The sequence below is a fragment of the Stenotrophomonas maltophilia group sp. vghtpe118 genome (genome assembly GCF_052605195.1).
The window spans coordinates 2,176,006-2,195,318 of the sequence record NZ_CP199672.1; the positions used below are offsets into that span (position 1 = coordinate 2,176,006).

General features: G+C 65.6%; 18 protein-coding genes and 1 pseudogene. 7 read left to right on the forward strand and 12 right to left on the reverse strand.

The features are described 5' to 3' along the window. The first annotated feature begins 1 nt into the window (after position 1). From ACUDTM_RS09955 to ACUDTM_RS09975, 5 genes and pseudogenes are all read left to right on the forward strand, one after another. Positions 2-1,300: an ABC transporter permease gene (locus ACUDTM_RS09955; RefSeq protein WP_072167216.1), complete on the forward strand. Its 1,299-nt coding sequence runs from the start codon at positions 2-4 to the stop codon at positions 1,298-1,300. A 20-nt stretch (positions 1,301-1,320) separates the two neighbouring features. Next, entirely contained in the window at positions 1,321-2,538 is a 1,218-nt protein-coding gene (locus ACUDTM_RS09960; protein ID WP_072167217.1) for an ABC transporter permease, read from the forward strand. A gap of 16 nt (positions 2,539-2,554) precedes the next feature. Further along, positions 2,555-2,928 (forward strand): annotated as a pseudogene (locus ACUDTM_RS09965) (PDZ domain-containing protein). A gap of 123 nt (positions 2,929-3,051) precedes the next feature. Beyond that, positions 3,052-4,398, forward strand: a complete 1,347-nt coding sequence (locus ACUDTM_RS09970) for a sigma-54-dependent transcriptional regulator (protein ID WP_049411106.1) — start codon at positions 3,052-3,054, stop codon at positions 4,396-4,398. Further along, positions 4,395-5,747, forward strand: a complete 1,353-nt coding sequence (locus ACUDTM_RS09975; protein ID WP_005419497.1) for a sensor histidine kinase — start codon at positions 4,395-4,397, stop codon at positions 5,745-5,747. Before ACUDTM_RS09970 ends, ACUDTM_RS09975 begins: the two co-directional genes overlap by 4 nt. Positions 5,748-5,803: 56 nt before the next feature. Here the strand turns inward: ACUDTM_RS09975 and ACUDTM_RS09980 are convergent, their stop codons facing one another. Then, positions 5,804-6,337 (reverse strand): GNAT family N-acetyltransferase, encoded by a 534-nt coding sequence (locus ACUDTM_RS09980; protein WP_088496543.1) that lies wholly within the window; start codon positions 6,335-6,337, stop codon positions 5,804-5,806. Beyond that, a complete protein-coding gene (gene glmU / locus ACUDTM_RS09985) occupies positions 6,306-7,673 on the reverse strand; it encodes a bifunctional UDP-N-acetylglucosamine diphosphorylase/glucosamine-1-phosphate N-acetyltransferase GlmU (RefSeq protein ID WP_353080365.1) in 1,368 nt (455 codons plus the stop codon). The genes ACUDTM_RS09980 and glmU overlap by 32 nt, the downstream gene beginning before the upstream one ends. An 83-nt stretch (positions 7,674-7,756) precedes the next feature. On the opposite strand from glmU, the gene ACUDTM_RS09990 reads away from it, so the two are divergent. Continuing rightward, complete coding sequence (locus ACUDTM_RS09990; RefSeq protein ID WP_061479886.1) at positions 7,757-8,140, forward strand: GtrA family protein; 384 nt, start codon at positions 7,757-7,759, stop codon at positions 8,138-8,140. A 19-nt stretch (positions 8,141-8,159) separates the two neighbouring features. Here ACUDTM_RS09990 and ACUDTM_RS09995 read toward each other — a convergent pair whose 3' ends face one another. From ACUDTM_RS09995 to ACUDTM_RS10040, 10 genes are all read right to left on the reverse strand, one after another. Beyond that, positions 8,160-10,364 (reverse strand): hypothetical protein, encoded by a 2,205-nt coding sequence (locus ACUDTM_RS09995; RefSeq protein ID WP_111007815.1) that lies wholly within the window; start codon positions 10,362-10,364, stop codon positions 8,160-8,162. 72 nt (positions 10,365-10,436) lie between these two features. After that, on the reverse strand, positions 10,437-10,859 hold the full coding sequence (locus tag ACUDTM_RS10000; protein ID WP_005419509.1) for a F0F1 ATP synthase subunit epsilon: 423 nt from the start codon (positions 10,857-10,859) through the stop codon (positions 10,437-10,439). Positions 10,860-10,972: 113 nt separating this feature from the next. Further along, a complete protein-coding gene (gene atpD, locus ACUDTM_RS10005) occupies positions 10,973-12,379 on the reverse strand; it encodes a F0F1 ATP synthase subunit beta (RefSeq protein WP_005419510.1) in 1,407 nt (468 codons plus the stop codon). Positions 12,380-12,416: 37 nt separating this feature from the next. Next, positions 12,417-13,280 (reverse strand): F0F1 ATP synthase subunit gamma, encoded by an 864-nt coding sequence (gene atpG / locus ACUDTM_RS10010; RefSeq protein WP_005411129.1) that lies wholly within the window; start codon positions 13,278-13,280, stop codon positions 12,417-12,419. Between the two features lie 97 nt (positions 13,281-13,377). Beyond that, the gene (gene atpA, locus ACUDTM_RS10015; protein ID WP_005419511.1) at positions 13,378-14,925 is read right to left on the reverse strand and encodes a F0F1 ATP synthase subunit alpha; all 1,548 of its coding nucleotides are present in this window, start codon (positions 14,923-14,925) and stop codon (positions 13,378-13,380) included. A 44-nt stretch (positions 14,926-14,969) separates the two neighbouring features. Continuing rightward, positions 14,970-15,497 carry a F0F1 ATP synthase subunit delta gene (locus ACUDTM_RS10020; RefSeq protein ID WP_005411131.1) on the reverse strand — a complete coding sequence of 176 codons (528 nt, stop codon included), beginning with the start codon at positions 15,495-15,497 and terminating at the stop codon, positions 14,970-14,972. A 2-nt stretch (positions 15,498-15,499) separates the two neighbouring features. Continuing rightward, positions 15,500-15,970, reverse strand: a complete 471-nt coding sequence (locus ACUDTM_RS10025) for a F0F1 ATP synthase subunit B (protein ID WP_005419512.1) — start codon at positions 15,968-15,970, stop codon at positions 15,500-15,502. A 106-nt stretch (positions 15,971-16,076) separates the two neighbouring features. Next, on the reverse strand, positions 16,077-16,382 hold the full coding sequence (gene atpE, locus ACUDTM_RS10030) for a F0F1 ATP synthase subunit C (RefSeq protein ID WP_005411133.1): 306 nt from the start codon (positions 16,380-16,382) through the stop codon (positions 16,077-16,079). Positions 16,383-16,455: 73 nt separating this feature from the next. Beyond that, complete coding sequence (gene atpB, locus ACUDTM_RS10035) at positions 16,456-17,256, reverse strand: F0F1 ATP synthase subunit A (protein ID WP_005411134.1); 801 nt, start codon at positions 17,254-17,256, stop codon at positions 16,456-16,458. A 31-nt stretch (positions 17,257-17,287) separates the two neighbouring features. Beyond that, a complete protein-coding gene (locus tag ACUDTM_RS10040) occupies positions 17,288-17,653 on the reverse strand; it encodes a hypothetical protein (protein WP_014648497.1) in 366 nt (121 codons plus the stop codon). 458 nt (positions 17,654-18,111) lie between these two features. Here ACUDTM_RS10040 and ACUDTM_RS10045 point away from each other — a divergent pair, with 458 nt between their 5' ends. Next, positions 18,112-18,930: a hypothetical protein gene (locus tag ACUDTM_RS10045; RefSeq protein ID WP_005419516.1), complete on the forward strand. Its 819-nt coding sequence runs from the start codon at positions 18,112-18,114 to the stop codon at positions 18,928-18,930. Positions 18,931-19,313: the final 383 nt, after the last annotated feature.

Consider the following 19,313-nt stretch of genomic DNA (forward strand, 5'->3'; position numbering starts at 1 on the left):
CATGTTCGCCTACTACGCCCGATTGGCGGTACGCAGTTTCCGCCGCAACAAGGTCCTGACTGCGCTGATGGTGGTGGCCATCGCCCTTGGCATCGGTGCCTCGATGACCACCCTGACCGTGTTCCACGTGCTGTCCGGCGACCCGATCCCCGGCAAGAGTGACCGGCTGTTCTATGTGCAGCTCGATGCCGCGACCGGCGCCTATGTCGCGGGCGAGGAGCCGGAAACCCAGTTGACCCGCTTCGACGGGGAAGCCCTGCTGCGCGAAGCCAGGGGCGAGCGCCAGGCGCTGATGAGCGGCGGTGGCGGCACCATCGAACCGGACAACAGCACCCTCAAGCCCTTCAGCATCGACACCCGCTGGACCTCGGCCGATTTCTTCCCGATGTTCGAGGTGCCCATGCAGTACGGCCGCCCGTGGACGCGCGAGGACGACGAAGGCCGAGCACGCGTGGTGGTCATCTCCAAGGCGCTCAACGACAAGCTTTACCAGGGCGCCAACAGCGTAGGCCGCGACCTGCGCATGGAAGGCCAGAGCTACCGCATCGTCGGCGTGATGAAGGAGTGGAGCCCGGAGCCGCACTTCTACGACCTGACCACCGGCAGCTACGGCAAGAACGAGGACCTGCTGCTGCCGATTTCCACGTCCTTCGACCTGAAACTGGGCAGCAACGGCAACATGAACTGCTTCGGCGAAAATCCCGACGGCAACAGCTACTCGCTCAATGCGCCGTGCGCGTGGCTGCAGTACTGGGTGGAGATGGACCCGGCCAAGGCCGCCGACTACCGCCGCTACCTGGAGAACTATTCGAGCCAGCAGCGCCAGGCCGGCCGCTTCAAGCACCCGCCGAACGTGCGCCTGCGCACCGTGATGGAATGGCTGGACTTCAACGGCGCGGTGCCCAGCGACGTGCGCCTGCAGCTGTGGCTGGCACTGGGATTCCTGGGGGTCTGCCTGGTCAACACGGTGGGCCTGCTGCTGGCCAAGTTCCTGCGCCGCAGTGGTGAGATCGGCGTGCGCCGCGCACTCGGTGCCAGCCGCGGCCAGATCTTCCTGCAGTGCCTGGTGGAAGCCGGCGCAGTCGGCGTGGTCGGGGGCGTGCTGGGCATCGGCCTGGCCCTGCTGGGCCTGTTCGCGGTGCGCCAGCAACCGGTGGAGTACGCAAAGCTGGCCCACCTGGACGGCAACATGCTGCTGCTCGCGCTGGGCTTGACCCTGTTCGCCAGCCTTGCCGCCGGTTTCCTGCCTGCCTGGCGCGCCATGCAGGTCACTCCGGCCATCCAGCTCAAGTCGCAGTAAGCACCCGAACGAGGACTCCCATGGACATCCGCCCCATCCTCAGCACGCTGCGCCGGCACAAGACTGCCGCTGCCCTGATCGTGCTGGAAGTCGCACTGACCTGCGCCATCGTCTGCAACGCGCTGTTCCTGGTCAGCCAGCGCGTGGAGAAGATCAGCATGCCCAGCGGCATCGCCGAGAACGAACTGGTGATGCTCCGCGTCAGCGGCATCGGCAAGCAGACCGATGCCATGGCCCGCACCCGTGAGGACCTGGCGTCATTGCGTGCGCTTCCCGGCGTCAGCAACGTCACCATCATCAACCAGGTGCCTTTCCGCAACGGCTCGTCCAGCAGCAGCATCTCGCGCGAGGTCGACCAGGAACGGCCGACCACCAACGCTTCGATGTACACCCTCTCGGAGAACGGGTTGGCCACGTTGGGCATCAACCTGATCGCCGGCCGTGACTTCCTGCCCGGCGAGTACCAGAACTTCGAAGACGTCAGCAAGGGCGGCGCCAAGGAAAAGGCCATCCCGGTGATCTTCACCCAGTCCACTGCCGCCAAGATGGAACCCAACGGCAGCGCGCTGGGCAAGACCTACTACATGGGCAAGCAGCCGCTGCACGTGGTCGGCATCGTCGACACGCTCAGCACGCCCAATGGCTGGAATGACAACTGGACCAACTCGATGCTGCTGCCGGTGCGGCGCACCTTCGACGACGGTGGCACCTACATGCTGCGCACCTCGCCGGAACGCCGCCAGGAAGTGCTCGACGCCGGTGCAGTCGCGCTGGAGCGCAACGACCCCAACCGGCTGATGCGCGACAAGCTGACCTATGAAGACCAGCGCAAGGACTTCTTCAAGAACGACCGCGCGATGGTTGGCCTGCTGATCACCGTCAGCATCTCGCTGCTGGTGGTCACCGCATTGGGCATCATCGGCCTGGCCAGCTTCTGGGTGCAGCAGCGCAGCAAGCAGATCGGCATCCGCCGCGCGCTCGGTGCCACCCGCGGGCAGATCCTGCGCTACTTCCAGACCGAGAACTTCCTGCTGGCCTCGCTGGGGATCGTGCTGGGCATGCTGGCGGCCTACGCGATCAATCTGGCACTGATGAACCTGTACGAGCTGCCACGCATGCCCCTGTACTACCTGCCGCTGGGCGCGCTGCTGCTGTGGGTGCTGGGCCAGGTCGCGGTGTTCGGGCCGGCCAGGCGCGCAGCAGCGGTCCCGCCCGCAGTTGCAACGCGGGGCGCGTGAGATGCGTGCCTGCCGGATGCTGTTGATGGCACTGCTGCCACTGCCGGCGCTGGCCGGCGGTGGCAGCTCGCAGACGCTGGAATGGCGCCAGGATGATGCCCGCCTGGCGCTCCGCTCGACCGAGGGCCAGGTACGGGTGGAAGCCGCGCGTCCGGAAGCCCCCGCTTCGGCGTGCGCAGCGGCGACCGCATCCTGCGCCTGGACGATACGGCTGTGCGGCGGATCGAGCATCTTGCCGATGCACTGCGGCATTCCAGTGCCCCGACTGCGTACCTGTTGCTGCGCCGCGACAAACGCGAGCTCACCGTGCCGGTGGACGCCGCCTCGTGGCGGCTGGCGCTGGTCGCTCCGCCACCGCCGGCACCACCGCCTCCACCAGCGCGGCGCTGAAACCAGCCCGCCCTCGTCGCCACGGCTTTGGCTATGCTTGATGGGTGGCGCCGGGCTCTCCCGGCGTATGGATACGAACACGGCTCCATCGGCGCCGCCCATCCCTTTCTGCAGAACTGCTTGATGCCTTCGATCCTGATCATCGACGACAACGCCAGCGTGGGCACCGCGCTGGACGTGCTGTTCTCCCTGCATGACATCGACACCCTGCAGGCGCAGAGCCCGGCCGAAGGGCTGGCCCTGCTCGAGTCGCAGCCGGTCGACCTGGTGATCCAGGACATGAATTTCAGCGAGGACACCACCTCCGGCGAAGAAGGCGAAGACCTGTTCGCACAGATCCGCGCGCGCCACCCGGACCTGCCGGTGATCCTGCTCACCGCCTGGACCCACCTGAGCAGCGCGGTGGACCTGGTCAAGGCCGGTGCCGCCGACTACCTGGCCAAGCCCTGGGACGACCGCAAGCTGCTGACCACGGTCAACAACCTGCTCGAGCTGTCCGAGGCGCGGCGCGAGCTGGACCGCCGCCGCAGCCGTGAGCTGCGCCAGCGCAATGCGCTGGAAGAAAAGTACGAGCTGTGTGGTGCGGTCTTCGCCGATCCGGCCAGCGAGCGCATCATCGCGCTGGCCTGCCAGGTCGCGCGCTCCGAACTGCCGGTGCTGATCACCGGCCCCAATGGTGCCGGCAAGGAGAAGATCGCGCAGATCATCCAGGCCAACTCGCTGGTGGCCAAGGGCCCGTTCATCACAGTCAACTGCGGCGCCCTGCCCTCGGAACTGATCGAGGCCGAACTGTTCGGTGCCGAGGCCGGCGCATATACCGGCGCCAACAAGGCACGCGAGGGCAAGTTCGAAGCCGCCGACGGCGGAACGCTGTTCCTGGACGAGATCGGCAACCTGTCGCTGGGCGGCCAGATGAAGCTCCTGCGTGTGCTGGAAACAGGGCGCTTCGAGCGTCTTGGCTCCAATCGCGAGCGCCAGGTCAAAGTCCGTGTGGTCAGCGCGACCAATGCCGACCTGCCGGCGATGATCCGCGACGGCACCTTCCGCGAAGACCTGTACTACCGCCTCAACACGGTGGAACTGGTACTGCCACCATTGGCCGAGCGCCCGGGCGACATCGTGCCCCTGGCCGAGCGCTTCCTGACCGCCGGCAAGCCACTTTCCAGCGCCGCCACCGCGGCCTTGCAACGGCACCCCTGGCCCGGCAACGTGCGCGAACTGCGCAACGTGATCCAGCGGGCCGAGCTGCTGGCGACCGGCAACCGCATCGAAGTGGCCGACCTGAACCTGCCGCGTGCCGCACCTGCGCCGCGACCGGCACCCAGTGCCGGCAATGATCCCGACCGTGCGCGCATCGAGGATGTGCTGGCGCGCAACCACGGCGTCATCGCCCAGGCCGCCGCCGAACTCGGCCTGAGCCGCCAGGCACTGTACCGGCGCATGGACCGGCACGGCATCCCACGCGAATGAAACGGCGCTCGTTCACCTTCCGCCTGTTCCTGCGCCTGCTGCCGGTGCTGGCGCTGGCCGCCGCGTTGCCGTGGCTGCTGGCCTACTGGATGGACCATGGCTGGGTGGTGACCACGGTGTCGGCGCTGATCCTGCTGTCGCTGATGTGGTGGACCCTGCGCCGTGCCACCGCGCCGGTACGTTCATTGATGCGCGCCTTGGCCGGCACCACCAGCAGCTACCGCGACGGTGAGTACAACTTCGGTGTGTACTGGCCGGGCAACGACGAACTGGGTGACCTGGTGCAGGCGCACCGCGAACTGGGCGACGTGCTGCGCGAGCAGCGGCAGGGCCTGGTGCAGCGCGAACTGCTGCTGGACACCATGGTACAGAACACCCCGGTGGCGATGCTGCTGATTGCTTCCGGCGGCGATGGCATCGCCCGCGTGGTGTTCTCCAACCTGGCCGCGCGCAAGCTGCTGCATGGCGGCTGGAAGCTGGAAGGCCAGCGCCTGGAAGAGGTGCTGGAACAGGTGCCGGTGGAGCTGCGCGATGCCATCGCCCGTGGCGGCGACAGCCTGTTTGCGGTGCATGCGGAAGGCGAAGACGGCGATGAGGACGACGAACAGGTCTATCACCTTTCACGCCGATCTTTCCAGCTCAACGGCCGCCCGCACGACCTGCTGCTGGTACGCCTGCTCACCGCCGAACTGCGCCGCCAGGAAGTGCAGACGTGGAAGAAGGTGATCCGGGTGATCAGCCACGAGCTCAACAACTCACTGGCACCGATCGCCTCGCTGGCCCACTCCGGTGGCGTGCTGGTGCAGCGCGAGCGCTTCGATCGGCTGCCGGAGATCTTCACCACCATCGAAGACCGCGCGCGCCACCTGGAAGGATTCATCCGTGGCTATGCGCGCTTCGCCAAGCTGCCGCAACCGCAACTGCAGACCGTGCACTGGGCGCCCTTCCTGTCCAGCCTGCGCCAGCAGATTCCGTTCAGCATGGAACGTGAACCGGACGAGGAACTGAGCAGCCGGATCGACATCGCGCAGTTCGGGCAGGCGCTGTTGAACCTGCTGAAGAACGCGCATGAAGCCTGTGCCGAAGCCGATCCGCCCAATGATGACGTGCAGGTGCAGCTGACGCGGTTGCCGCAATGGCTGCGCCTGGATGTGCTGGACCGTGGCAAGGGCATGAACGAGCAGGTGCTTCAGAACGCGCTGATGCCGTTCTATTCGACCAAGCGCAACGGTACCGGGTTGGGACTGGCACTGACCCGCGAGATCGTGGAGGCGCACGGTGGGCGGGTGTCGCTGCAGAACCGCGGTGATGGCGGGCTGTGCGTGTCGATCCTGTTGCCGGTGGGGTGAGCGGGCCAATCGGGTAGATCCACGCCATGCGTGGATGTGCCGACCAGGGTCGGCACCTACCAGACCCGCCGCATCGCCACCCGCAGGTGCATCGGAAACCCGAGCGCAGCCTCTTCGGCCATGACGGCGCGCAGGCCATCGTTCCACTCCGCCTCCGGCACTTCAACGAATCCTTCGCTGGCATAGAAGGCTGCATTCCACGGTACATCGCTCAACGTGGTCAGCACCGCTGCAGCAAAGCCGGTGGCCCTGGCCTGCGCCAAGGCATGCCGCAGCAATGCACGGCCATGGCCACGACGCGCGCGCGCTGGATCCACATCCATCTGCAGGACATGGAACTCGCCTGCCAGGTCGCCGGCCAGCAGGTAGCCGGCAATGCCGCCGCCGGCGCCATCCACCACCCAGAGCTGTCCACGCTCACGGCCTTCCTGCAGCGTCGGCAGGTCCAGGCCGTGGCCGGCAAACACCGGATAGGCCTCGTGGCCCCTCAGCAGTTCACCGGCACGCTGTTCGATCGTCGGCAGCACACCCAGCTCATCGGTGCGCGGCACCCGTGGCTCAGGACTTCTTGACCGGGCGCTTCCAGCCATCGATGGTTTCCTGTCGTGCACGTGCCAGCGTCAGCTTGCCGTCCGGCGCGGTGCGGGTGATGACCGACCCGGCAGCGATGGTCGCGCCCTCGCCGATGGTGATCGGCGCCACCAGCGAGGTGTTGGAGCCGATGAAGGCGTTGTCGCCGATGGTGGTGGTCGACTTGTTCACGCCATCGTAGTTGCAGGTGATGGTGCCGGCACCGATGTTCACCCTGCTGCCGATCACCGCGTCACCCAGGTAGGTGAGATGGTTCGCCTTGCTGCCGGCGCCGAGGGTGACCTTCTTGGTTTCGACGAAGTTGCCGACGTGTACGCCATCGGCCAGCACGGTACCCGGCCGCAAGCGTGCGAACGGGCCGATCTGCGCGGCACCTTCGGTGACCACGCCTTCCAGGTCGCAATGCGCGCGCACTTCGGTGCCGGGCCCCAGGTTGACGTCCTTCAGCCGGTTGAACGGGCCTACGGTAACGCCGTCACCGAGCACGACGTTGCCTTCAAGAACAACGTCGACATCGATCAGCACATCGCTGCCCACGGTGACGGTGCCACGGATATCCAGGCGTGCCGGGTCGCGCACGCGCGCGCCCTGAGCGCACAGAGCACGCACCGCACGGCGCTGCCAGGCGCGTTCCAGCTGCGACAGCTGCCACGGATCATTCGCGCCCTCAGCCTCCTGTGCATCGGCGACCAGGGCCATCTCGGCCGGGGTGTACTCATGCGCGGCGAACGCGAACACATCGGTAAGGTAGTACTCGCCCTGCGCATTGCTGTTGGACAGCTGCGACAACCAGCGGCGCAGCGCGGTCGACTCTGCGGCGATGATGCCGGTGTTGATCGTGCGCACGCGCAGCTGGTCGTCGGTGGCGTCCTTCTGCTCGACGATGGAGCCCACCTTGCCCTCTGCATCGCGCAGCACGCGGCCGTACCCGCTCGGGTCATCGACATCGGCCACCAGCACTGCCAGCCGGCCCGGCTGCGCGAGCAGGTCGCGCAGGGTCTGCGCGCGGATCAGCGGCACATCGCCGTACAACACCAGCACCTGCGCAGCGTCGGGAACCTGCGGCATTGCCTGCGCCACTGCGTGGCCGGTACCGAGCTGCTGGGCCTGTTCGGCCCACTGCAGGTCGGGCTGGCCGGCGAAGTACCGACGCACCGCCTCGCCACCATGGCCGTAAACCACGTGGATGGCCGCCGGCTGCAGCTCGCGGGCCGCATCGATCACGTGCGCCAGCATCGGCTGGCCGGCGATCGGCTGCAGCACCTTTGGCAGCACCGACTTCATGCGCTTGCCGGCGCCGGCGGCGAGGATGATGACGTGCAGGGCTTGGGTCATGGGAGCAGCAGTCCGTAGTTCGTTGCCGGTGATTCTAGAGCGTGGGCCGTTAACATGGGCATCCCTCCTCCTTCACCATGCCGATGAGCCTGCTCCGCCAGGGAAGCACCTACCTTGTGATCGGGCTCGTGCAGCTGCTGGTCGATTGGCTGGTGTTCGTGGTCGCCACCGCGCTGGGCATGCCGGTCGCGCCGGCCAACATCGCCGGTCGCCTGGCCGGCATGCTGCTGGGCTTCTGGCTCAACGGCCGCTACACCTTTGCCGAGGCCGGTGCCGGCAAGCTGGGATGGAAGCGCTTCGCACGCTTCTTCGGGCTGTGGCTGCTGCTGACGGCAGCGAGCACGCTGCTGGTCAGCCTGGTCGACCAGGCGCTGGGCCTGCAGTACACGTGGCTGGCCAAGCCGCTGGTGGAAGGCGGGCTGGCGTGCGTGTCGTTCCTGTTGATGCGCCATGTGGTGTATCGCTGATCGCGGTCAGCGGTCAGCGTCACGGCTCTGGCACAGGCGCGCCCAGTCCCTCACGCCACAGCTGCAGCGCGCTGTAGCGCAACCGCACCTGATGCTGCCCGGCCGGCACGCACAACGCATGGAAGAGGCCATTGCCGCGCAGCAGCGGCAGTACCTGGCCATCCTCAAGCTGCGCCTGCCAGCCACGACCGGTGGTTTCGTTGATCACCACCCATGCTGCGTGGTCGGCCACCACCGTCAGCTCGATGCGTCCCGGCTGGTAGTGCAGCACCTGCACCGTGGCCTCGCCGGCATCCTGTTCGGCACAGTGGCTGCTGGCGGCTGCCGGCAGCCATAGCTGCCGGTTGAAATCGGTCTGGTTGAACAGCGGCGCAGGCGGTAGACGCTCCTCATGGCGGCGCACCTGCCGCGGATTCAGTACACGTGGCAGCACGCTGTCACGCCGCGCAAGTTCCACCTGGTCGCCGTGCGCGCTGGAGCCCGGAAACGGCTCCTGAGCCAGCAGCCAACGCACGCCCAGCAGGTCGTACAGGGGAGCAGCGGTGTCTGGCATCCAGGCAGTGGGGACCTTCTGCTGGAAGGTATCCACCGGCTCGCCCGGCATCCCGGTCATCTGCAGATAGTCGCTTGCCAGCAGCGGGTTGTAGCCGTTTGCCAGCGCAATGGCATGCACCGCCGCGCCGTTGGTGAGTCCGCCGATGCCGAAGACCACCGCGCGCTCGGGTATGCCGACATGCCGCTCTGCCGCCAGCAGCGCATAGGCGCGCTGCGCAGGACCCGCACGATCGGCGGTGAGCACCGACTTTGTGCCGCTGCCCGCGTTGAACCTGGTGCCGACGTTGAACAGCAGCAGGTCCAACAGCACCAGTACCAGCACCCAGCGCGCAGGCGCCTGGTGGCGGCGCAGCACCCGCACCGCGGCTACGCCCAGCGCGGCGCTGACCGCAAGCCAGGCGAAAGCGAGCGGATGACAATGATCGATCGCCAGCCATGCAGCGCACGCACCCAGCACTGCGACGACCGCCACGGACACCCGATGCAATCGCAATGGCTGCCGCTGCAGGGCAACCTGCAGGGCATTGGCACCCAGCCACGCCGCCGGAGGCACGGTAAGGAACAGCGCATCGGATGGGCGCCGGAACAGGTCCAGCCCCGGAAGCCAGCCAAACAACCAAGGAAACAGCGGCGTCGCGCCACCCACCGCGACCATGATCGCCAGCGTCAGCGCACACAGCGCGATGCGCGTCGCCGCCGGCTTGCGCCGCAGCACCTCACCGCCCCAGAGCAGCCACAGCGCCAGCGGCACTGCCCCCACATAGAGGTAATCGGCGCTGATATCACCGAAGGCCCAGCTGTCGCCGCGCCCCTGCGAGAACACGTTGCCCGACAGCAGTGTCACCAGTGTCTGCCAGTGGATGGCACCCGGCAGCGCGGCTTCCAACGTCAAGCCATTGCGATTGGTCTGGTCCAGCCAAGCCAGCGTGGACAGCCACTGCGGCGCACTGACAACGCCGGCGAGAATGGCCACCACGCCCAGCTGCCACAGCAGGCGCATGCGCTGCCCCTGTGCCAGCACGACAGCAGCTACTGCGTAGATCACGCACGCGAGGATGATGAAATAGGTGACCTGGGTCAGTTGAAGCGTACACATCCCGCCGGCCACACCGGCCAGCAGGATGTCGCGCATCCGTCCCCGCCGGCGGACCTGCTCCAGGCCCAGCCACAGCCAGGGCAGCAGGCAGTAGCTGATGATCATCGGCGTGTGCTGCAGGCGCGACGCGGCCACGCCTCCAAACATCAGCGTGAGTGCGAACAGCAGCTGCGCCGGCGGCGGCATGCCCTGCACGCGGCTCAACCGCAGTGCACCCAGGCCGCCTGCCAGCACATGCAGCAGCACCACCACCGTGAACAGGTGCAGGGAGCCCGGCGCCAGCAGCATCGGCAGCAGCATCGTCGGCTGCAGCGTCATCATCTGCGGATCGGCCACCTGCGGGTAGCCACCGTAGAGATACGGATTCCACCAGGGGGCCTGCAGGTGACGCAGCTGCTCGGCACTGAAACTGACCGCCGGGAAGAACTGCTGCACGGCATCGAAGGGGATGGTCTTGATGCCACTGAGCCATGGCAGGCACAGAACGATCCACGCAATCAGGAACACGCCTGCCGGTGTGCGCCACGGCCGCTGCGAGCTGCCGCCTTCAATCGCTGTCGAGTAGTGCTGCATTCCCTGCTCCTGTGGCGAACAAACAAAAACGCCGGCAGCTAGCCGGCGCCTGTGCTTGATGACGCGCGAACCTCAGTGCTTGAGATTCTTGCGCAGGCGTTCCAGTGCCTGCAGCTGGACGACGGCTTCAGCCAGCTTCTGCTGGGCTTCGGCCACTTCCATCGCTTCGCCGCGGTTGGCCAGGATGCGCTCGGCTTCTTCCTTGGCCTTGCGGACCGAGGCTTCGTCGATGTCCTGCGCGCGGATCGCGGTGTCGGCCAGCACGGTCACCACCTGCGGCTGCACTTCCAGGATGCCGCCGGAAATGGCGAAATCCAGCTGCTCGCCGTTCGGCGTGGTCACCACCACCTTGCCCGGCTTCAGGCGGGTGATCAGCGGCGCGTGCTTGGGCGCGATGCCCAGTTCGCCCAGCTCACCGGTGGCCACGACCAGGGTCGCTTCGCCACGGAAGATTTCCTGCTCGGCGCTGACGATGTCGCAACGGATCGTGCTCATGCAAATCTCTTCGCTGTTCGCGGTGGCGCAATGCCACCGTGGGGGTCCACCGGCGCGGGCGGTTGCCCGGCGCCGGCGTCAGGTCGGCCAGGATCGCTCCTGCCCGTCCCGGATCAGGCCTTCTCGGCCATCTTCTTGGCCTTCTCGACCGCTTCTTCGATGCCGCCGACCATGTAGAACGCCTGCTCCGGCAGGTGGTCGTACTCGCCATCGACGATGGCCTTGAAGCCACGGATGGTGTCCTTCAGCGGCACGTACTTGCCCGGCGAACCGGTGAACACTTCGGCCACGTGGAACGGCTGGCTGAAGAAGCGCTCGATCTTGCGGGCGCGCGACACGGCCTGCTTGTCCTCTTCGGACAGTTCGTCCATGCCCAGGATCGCGATGATGTCCTTCAGTTCCTTGTACTTCTGCAGGGTCTGCTGGACGCGCTGGGCGGTGTCGTAGTGCTCGTGGCCGATCACCAGCGGATCCATCTGGCGGCTGGTGGAGTCCAGCGGATCGACGGCCGGGTAGATACCCAGCGAGGCGATCGAACGCGACAGGGTGACGGTCGAGTCCAGGTGGGCGAAGGTGGTCGCCGGCGACGGGTCGGTCAGGTCGTCCGCGGGAACGTAGACGGCCTGGATCGAGGTGATCGAGCCGTTCTTGGTCGAGGTGATGCGCTCCTGCAGGACGCCCATTTCCTCGGCCAGGGTCGGCTGGTAACCCACCGCGGACGGCATACGGCCCAGCAGTGCCGACACTTCGGTACCGGCCAGGGTGTAGCGGTAGATGTTGTCGACGAACAACAGGACGTCCTTGCCCTTGCCGTTCTCGTCCTTCTCGTCGCGGAAGTACTCGGCCATGGTCAGGCCGGTCAGCGCGACGCGCAGGCGGTTGCCCGGCGGCTCGTTCATCTGGCCGTACACCATCGCCACCTTGTCCAGGACGTTGGAGTCCTTCATTTCGTGGTAGAAGTCGTTGCCCTCACGGGTACGCTCACCCACGCCGGCGAACACGGACAGGCCGCTGTGCGCCTTGGCGATGTTGTTGATCAGCTCCATCATGTTGACGGTCTTGCCGACGCCGGCGCCGCCGAACAGGCCGACCTTGCCGCCCTTGGCGAACGGGCACATCAGGTCGATGACCTTGATGCCGGTTTCCAGCAGCTCGGTGGCCGGAGACTGGTCTTCATACGACGGGGCAGCGCGGTGGATTTCCCAGTTGTCGCTGGCAGCGACCGGGCCGGCTTCGTCGATCGGACGGCCCAGCACGTCCATGATGCGGCCCAGGGTGCCGGCGCCGACCGGCACCGAGATGCCGCGGCCGGTGTTGACGGCAACCAGGTTGCGCTTCAGGCCGTCGGTGGAACCGAGGGCGATGGTACGCACCACGCCGTCGCCCAGCTGCTGCTGGACTTCGAGGGTGATCTCGGTGTTTTCGACCTTCAGTGCGTCGTACACCTTCGGCACCGATTCACGCGGGAATTCGACGTCGACGACCGCGCCGATGATCTGAACGATCTTGCCCTGACTCATTGCTGCATCCTCTAATGTGTGCTTTGAACGAACGCGGTCAGACTGCTGCCGCGCCGCCGACGATTTCGGAGATTTCCTGGGTGATCGCTGCCTGGCGCGCCTTGTTGTAGACGAGCTGCAGAGTGCCGATCAGCTTGTTGGCGTTGTCGCTCGCCGCCTTCATCGCGACCATGCGTGCGGCATGCTCGGAGGCGACGTTTTCCAGCAGTGCCTGGTACACCAGCGACTCGATGTAACGCGTCATCACGTGCTCCAGCACGGTCGCGGCATCGGGTTCGTACAGGTAGTCCCAGTCGTGGTGAGCGACCTGCTTCTCGGCCGGCGGCAGCGGCAGCAGCTGATCGAAGCTGGCCTTCTGCACCATGGTGTTCACGAAGCGGTTGTAGACCAGGTACACGCGGTCGATCTTGCCTTCGGTGAAGGCGTCGAGCATGACCTTGATCACACCGATCAGCGATTCCAGCTTCGGCACGTCGCCGATGTGGGTCACGCTGCCGACCATGTTGACCTTCACGCGGCGGAAGAAGGTCGAAGCCTTCTGGCCGATGGTCACCAGGTCCACTTCGGCACCCTTGTCCTGCCATGCCTTGGCTTCGCCCAGCATCTTGCGGAACAGGTTGTTGTTCAGGCCGCCGGCCAGACCGCGATCGGAGGAGATCACGATAAAACCGACCCGCTTGACCTGCTCACGCTCGACCAGGAACGGATGCTGGTAGTCGGTGCTGGCCTGGGCCAGGTGACCGATCACCTGCTTCATCGCCTGCGCGTACGGACGCGAGGTCTTCATCCGATCCTGCGCCTTGCGGATCTTGGAGGCCGAGACCATTTCCAGGGCGCGCGTCACCTTGCGGGTGTTCTGCACGCTCTTGATCTTGGTTTTGATTTCGCGTCCGCTTGCCATCTCTTGTTTCCCGTGGCGCGGGGCTGATGCCCCGCGTTGTTCAACCGTTTGTCATCTGGTCCAGCGGAGCCTGGGGCTCCGCTCTACAGGACCGCGATTACCAGCTGCCGGTGGTCTTGAACTCGGCGATGCCCTTCTTGAAGGCACCTTCGATGTCGTTGTCCCAACCGCCGGTGGCGTTGACCTTGCTGATCAGCTCGCCCTGGGTATTGGCGAAGTGGGCGTGCAGGCCTTCTTCGAACGCCAGCAGCTTGTTGACCGGCACGTCGTCGAGGTAACCCTCGTTGACGGCGTAGATCGACAGCGCCTGGTTGGCGATCGACATCGGCGCGTACTGCTTCTGCTTCATCAGCTCGGTGACGCGCTGGCCACGCTCCAGCTGCTTGCGGGTCGCTTCGTCCAGGTCCGAGGCGAACTGCGCGAAGGCAGCCAGTTCACGGTACTGGGCCAGCGAGATACGGATGCCGCCCGACAGCTTCTTGATGATCTTGGTCTGGGCCGAGCCACCGACGCGCGACACCGAGATACCGGCGTTCACGGCCGGGCGGATGCCGGCGTTGAACAGGTCGGTTTCCAGGAAGATCTGGCCGTCGGTGATCGAGATCACGTTGGTCGGAACGAAGGCGGACACGTCGCCGGCCTGGGTTTCGATGATCGGCAGCGCGGTCAGCGAACCGGTCTTGCCGGTGACCTTGCCTTCGGTGAACTTCTCGACATATTCCTCGGACACGCGGGCTGCACGCTCGAGCAGACGGGAGTGCAGGTAGAACACGTCACCCGGGTAGGCTTCGCGGCCCGGCGGGCGCTTCAGCAGCAGCGAGATCTGGCGGTAGGCGACAGCCTGCTTGGACAGATCGTCGTACACGATCAGCGCGTCTTCGCCGCGGTCCATGAAGTACTCACCCATGGTGCAGCCCGAGTAGGCGCTGATGTACTGCATGGCAGCCGATTCGGAAGCGGTCGCGGCGACCACGATGGTGTGGGCCAGCGCGCCGTTCTCTTCCAGCTTGCGCACGATGTTGGCGATGGTCGACGCCTTCTGGCCGATCGCAACGTACACGCACTTGATGCCGGTGCCCTTCTGGTTGATCACGGCATCGATCGCCATGGCGGTCTTGCCGGTCTGGCGGTCACCGATGATCAGCTCGCGCTGGCCACGGCCGATCGGGATCATCGAGTCGACCGACTTGTAACCGGTCTGCACCGGCTGGTCGACCGACTTGCGCCAGATCACGCCCGGAGCAACGCGCTCCACCGGAGCGGTCAGGTCGGTGCCCAGCGGGCCCTTGCCGTCGATCGGCTCGCCCAGCGCGTTCACGACGCGACCCAGCAGTTCCGGACCGACCGGCACTTCCAGGATGCGGCCGGTGGTCTTGGCGACATCGCCTTCGCGCAGGTGCTCGTAGTCACCCAGGACCACGGCGCCGACCGAGTCGCGCTCCAGGTTCAGGGCCAGTGCGAAGGTGTTGTTCGGCAGTTCGATCATTTCGCCCTGCATCACGTCGGCCAGACCGAAGATGCGCACGATGCCGTCGGACACGCTGGTCACGGTGCCTTCGTTGCGCGATTCCGCGGCCAGCTTGACCTTCTCGATGCGGTTCTTGATCAGTTCGCTGATTTCGGAGGGGTTGAGCGTGGTTGCCATCGTCAAGTCCTAGTGCCGGCAGCGGGGCCGGACGTTAAATGAATTCAGTTAGCGAGCGCGGTCTGCAGACGGGCCAGCTTGCCCTTCAGCGAACCATCGATGACCACGTCGCCGGCGTCGATCACGGCGCCGCCGATCAGCGAGGCATCGACCGCGGTGGTCACGTCGACCTCGCGGTTGAAGCGCTTGCGCAGCGCGACCTTGATCGCGTCCAGTTCACCGGCCGACAGTTCGGCAGCCGAGGTGACGGTGGCCTTGACCACGTGCTCGGCTTCGGCGCGCAGGGCGTCGAACATGCCGGAGATTTCCGGCAGCAGCGGCAGGCGATGCGATTCGGCCAGGATGGCCAGGAAGCGCGAGTAGGTCTCGCCGTGGGACACCGGCGCCAGCAGGGCGACGGCGTCGTCACGACCCAGCTCCGGGTTGGCGAGCAGGGCCGCCACGCGCGGGTCGGCGGCGACGTGGGCGGAGAACGCCAGGGCGTCCGACCACGGCGCGAACGCGCCTTCGTCGCGCGCGGTCGCGAACGCGGCGCGGGCGTACGGGCGGGCAAGCGTGAGGGCCTGGCTCATCCTTAGATCTCCGAGGCCAGCTCGTCGAGCAGCGCCTTGTGGGCGTTGGCGTCGATTTCGCGCTTGAGCAGCTTTTCGGCACCGGTCACGGCCAGCGCGGACACCTGCTTGCGCAGATCTTCACGGGCACGGTTGGCGGCGGCGTCGATTTCAGCCTGGGCCAGTTCCTTCTGACGGGTGGCTTCGGTGATCGCTTCGTTGCGGGCAGCATCAACGATCTGGTTGGCACGCGCATGGGCCTGATCGATGATCTCGTTGGCCTTGGTGCGGGCTTCCTTCAGCGCTTCGTTGACCTTCTCCTGCGCCTGGGCCAGATCTTTCTGGCTGCGGTCGGCAGCAGCGAGGCCTTCAGCAATCTTCTGCTGGCGCTCTTCGATCGCGTTCATCAGCGGCGGCCAGATCTTGGTCGCGATGATCCAGATCAGACCAGCGAAGGCCAGCGCCTGCGCAAGAAGGGTGAAATTGATATTCATGGTTAGCTCGATCGCTGGTTTCGGGGTGGACGCGCCGCCGAAGCGGCACATCCGGCCTTCATCCGAAACCGGGTGCATCAGCACCCGGTCGTCTCAAACCGCTGTATCAGCCGGCCAGAGCCTTGGTGACGGCGCCAGCGAAGGCAGCCGACAGCGGGTTGGCGAAGGCCAGCAGCAGGCCAACGGCGACCGAGATGATGAACGCGGCGTCGATCAGGCCGGCGGTGATGAACATGCGGACCTGCAGGACCGGGATCAGTTCCGGCTGGCGGGCGGCCGACTCCAGGAACTTACCAGCCATGATGGCCAGACCCAGACCGGCGCCCAGCGCGGCCAGGCCGATCATGATGCCGACGGCAAGGGCGGTGGAGCTCTGAATCTGCGCGAAGTTGGTCAGGACGGCGAAGTACATGGTTATCTCCAGGAACTTAAGTTGCTAAGGGTGATGAAACGGATGAAGGTTGAAACGCGTTGAAGCTTGAAACTCAGTGAGCGTCTTCCGACAGGCTCAGGTACACGATCGACAGCATCATGAAGATGAAGGCCTGCAGCGGGATCACCAGCAGGTGGAACAGCATCCAGCCGAGGCCGAACACACCACCGGCAATGGCACCGAAGAAACCGGCACCACCCAGCACCCAGATCAGCAGGAACACGATTTCGCCGCCGAACATGTTGCCGAACAGTCGCATCGCCAGCGAGATCGGCTTGCTCAGCCACTCGACGATGTTGAGGATCAGGTTGAACGGCATCATCCACTTGCCGAACGGCGCCGTCAGGAATTCCTTGATGAAGCCGCCCAGGCCCTTCGACTTCAGTGCGAAGAACAGCATCAGGAAGAACACGCTGATGGCCATGCCCAGGGTGGCATTGACGTCAGCGGTCGGCACCGGCTTCCAGTAGTGCACGCCCGCCCATTCCAGCGGCTTGGCGATGAAATCGGCCGGGATCATCTTCAGCAGATTCATCAGCAGAATCCAGAAGAAGATGGTGATGGCGATCGGCGTGACCAGCTTGCTCTTGCCGTGGTAGGTGTCCTTGGCCTGGCGGTCGACGAACTCCAGGCAGATCTCGACGAAGGCCTGCCACTTGCCCGGCACGCCGGCGGTGGCCTTGCGGGTGCCCAGCCAGAACGCGACAACGATCACCAGGCCCATCAGGACCGCAGTGAGGAAGGTATCGACGTGGATATGCCAGAACATACCCTCACCCTTGCCGACCGGCGCGGTCAGGTTGTGCAGGTGATGCTGGATGTAGCTGGTAGGGGTTAGAGCCTCGCCCGCCATGTGTCCGGAACCTTCAGTTAATTGAATTCTGTCAACGCCTGGCCATCGCCAGGACCTGGAACATCAAGCCGACGGCGATACCGGCCAACAGCGCCAATGCAGGCAGCTTGAAGACCAGGAACCCCACCAGCAGGACGCCGAAAACCACGACCCACTTGGCCACGATCGCAATGATCAGGCGAGCCATCGCCGATCCTGCGGCCACCGCACCGCCCCCCAGCGCCATCCTTGCCGCCACCCAGCCACCGGCCGAAATGGCCACACCGGACGCCAGCGCGCCGAGGGCATATTTCGGACCGACCAGCAGGAAGGCCAGGGCCAGGACAGCGACCGCGGCCAGCGGGTAGACCGCGGCGCGCAGCATCAGTCGCCGACCCGCATCAACGGAGTTCAGCACAGGACGTCCCGCGTGGTTGCAAGTGGAAGGCTGAGGCGGCTACAGCAGGGGGGGGCCTCATCGAGCCGCCAAATTATAGCAATGGGACAATTTGCGAGACAACCGCTGCCTGTTCATCCCGGGAAGCCGCAAGTTGCGGTAACGGTTACATTTTTGCGTACCACCCGGGGGACAATGACGTCCGCATGATGCTGCACCGCAGTATTGAACTTTGGTCGCAGGCGAGGAACTTTCGCCGGATACGCGGGTCCAATCTTTCGACCTGCCTGCAGCATCCTCGTCGGCTCCACCCCGCAGGTCCCACGATGGCCCCGAAGCCCGTCTCCGGGGCCATCTTTTTGCATCGCCGCGACAGCACTGAACCGTGCACATGCCGTGGACCATACGTTCACGGATGGTGGACGGGCCTGTCCGGCACAGTGGTCTTCATTCTGATGAACCACTGCAAGGACTCTTCGATGCGCCCCGTACCCACCCTGCTCGCTCTCTCCCTGATCGCCGCCGGCGCCTCGTTCGCCACCGCTGCCCACGCCGCCGAAGGCGACGACCGCTTTGCCCTGCGCTTGGGTGCGATGAACATCGACTCGGACAACACGCTCCGCGGCAAGACCAATGTCGCCGGGCAGGACATCGGCTTCTCCGAGGACTTCAAGCTGGGTGGCAAGGAGTGGGAGCCGCGCATTGACGGCATGTTCCGCATCAGCAACCGCCAGCGCCTGCTGTTCAACTATTTCAAGTACGACAAGGACCGCCGCGAGACCCTCGGCCAGGACATCTCCTTCGGTGACGTCAACGTGCCGTCCGGCAGCTTCGTCAAGGGCGAACTGAAGTACCAGGTGGCCAGCCTGGTCTATGACTACTCGGTGGTGGACACCGATACGTTCGACCTCGGCCTGCAGCTGGGTGCCGAGTACGCCAAGGTCAGCACCAAGGCCTACGCCGATCTGGGCACCGTGTACGAAGGCCAGTTCCTCAACGAGAAGACCGACGGCGTGGCGCCGGTGGTCGGTGCGCGATTGAGCTTCACCCCGTCCGAGAAGTGGATGATCACCCTGCAGGGCCAGTACCTCAACACGCGCTGGGGCAGCTTCGATGACTACAAGGGCGATCTGAGCCGCGCCAACGCCATCGTCGATTACCGCTTCACCAGGAACTTCGGTGTGTTCGCCGGCTACGACTGGTTCAAGCTCGATGCGGACAAGAAGGGCAGCGACGGCACCATCGGCCTGAAGCAGGAATTCAAGGGCCCGGTGGCCGGCGTCAGCTTCGTGTTCTGATCCCTCGTCCCTTCCACGCTCTCTCTCCTGGCGCGGCCTCCGGAACATCGGGGCCGCGTTTTTTGTGGCATCGTCGAGCAGAGAAGCAGGTTGGTCGAGCGCGGGGGGAGAGGGGCTTGCGTGCGAATGTCCCCCGGCGCCGGCCTACGGCCGACGCCTCTTTCCTTTACTTCGCACACAAGCCCCTCTCCCCCCGCGTATCAGGCATCCACGCGGCCTTTGCAGTGGCAGTGGCTCTACTTTCAGCAAGCCGAGCCGCTGCGAGCGGTGGCAGTTGCCGCAGATGCAAGCTGGGTCGAGCGCTGGAGGGAGCGGGGCTGCGTGCGAATGTCCCCCGGCGCCGGCCTGAGGCCGACGCCTCCTCCTTTACTTCGCACACAGCC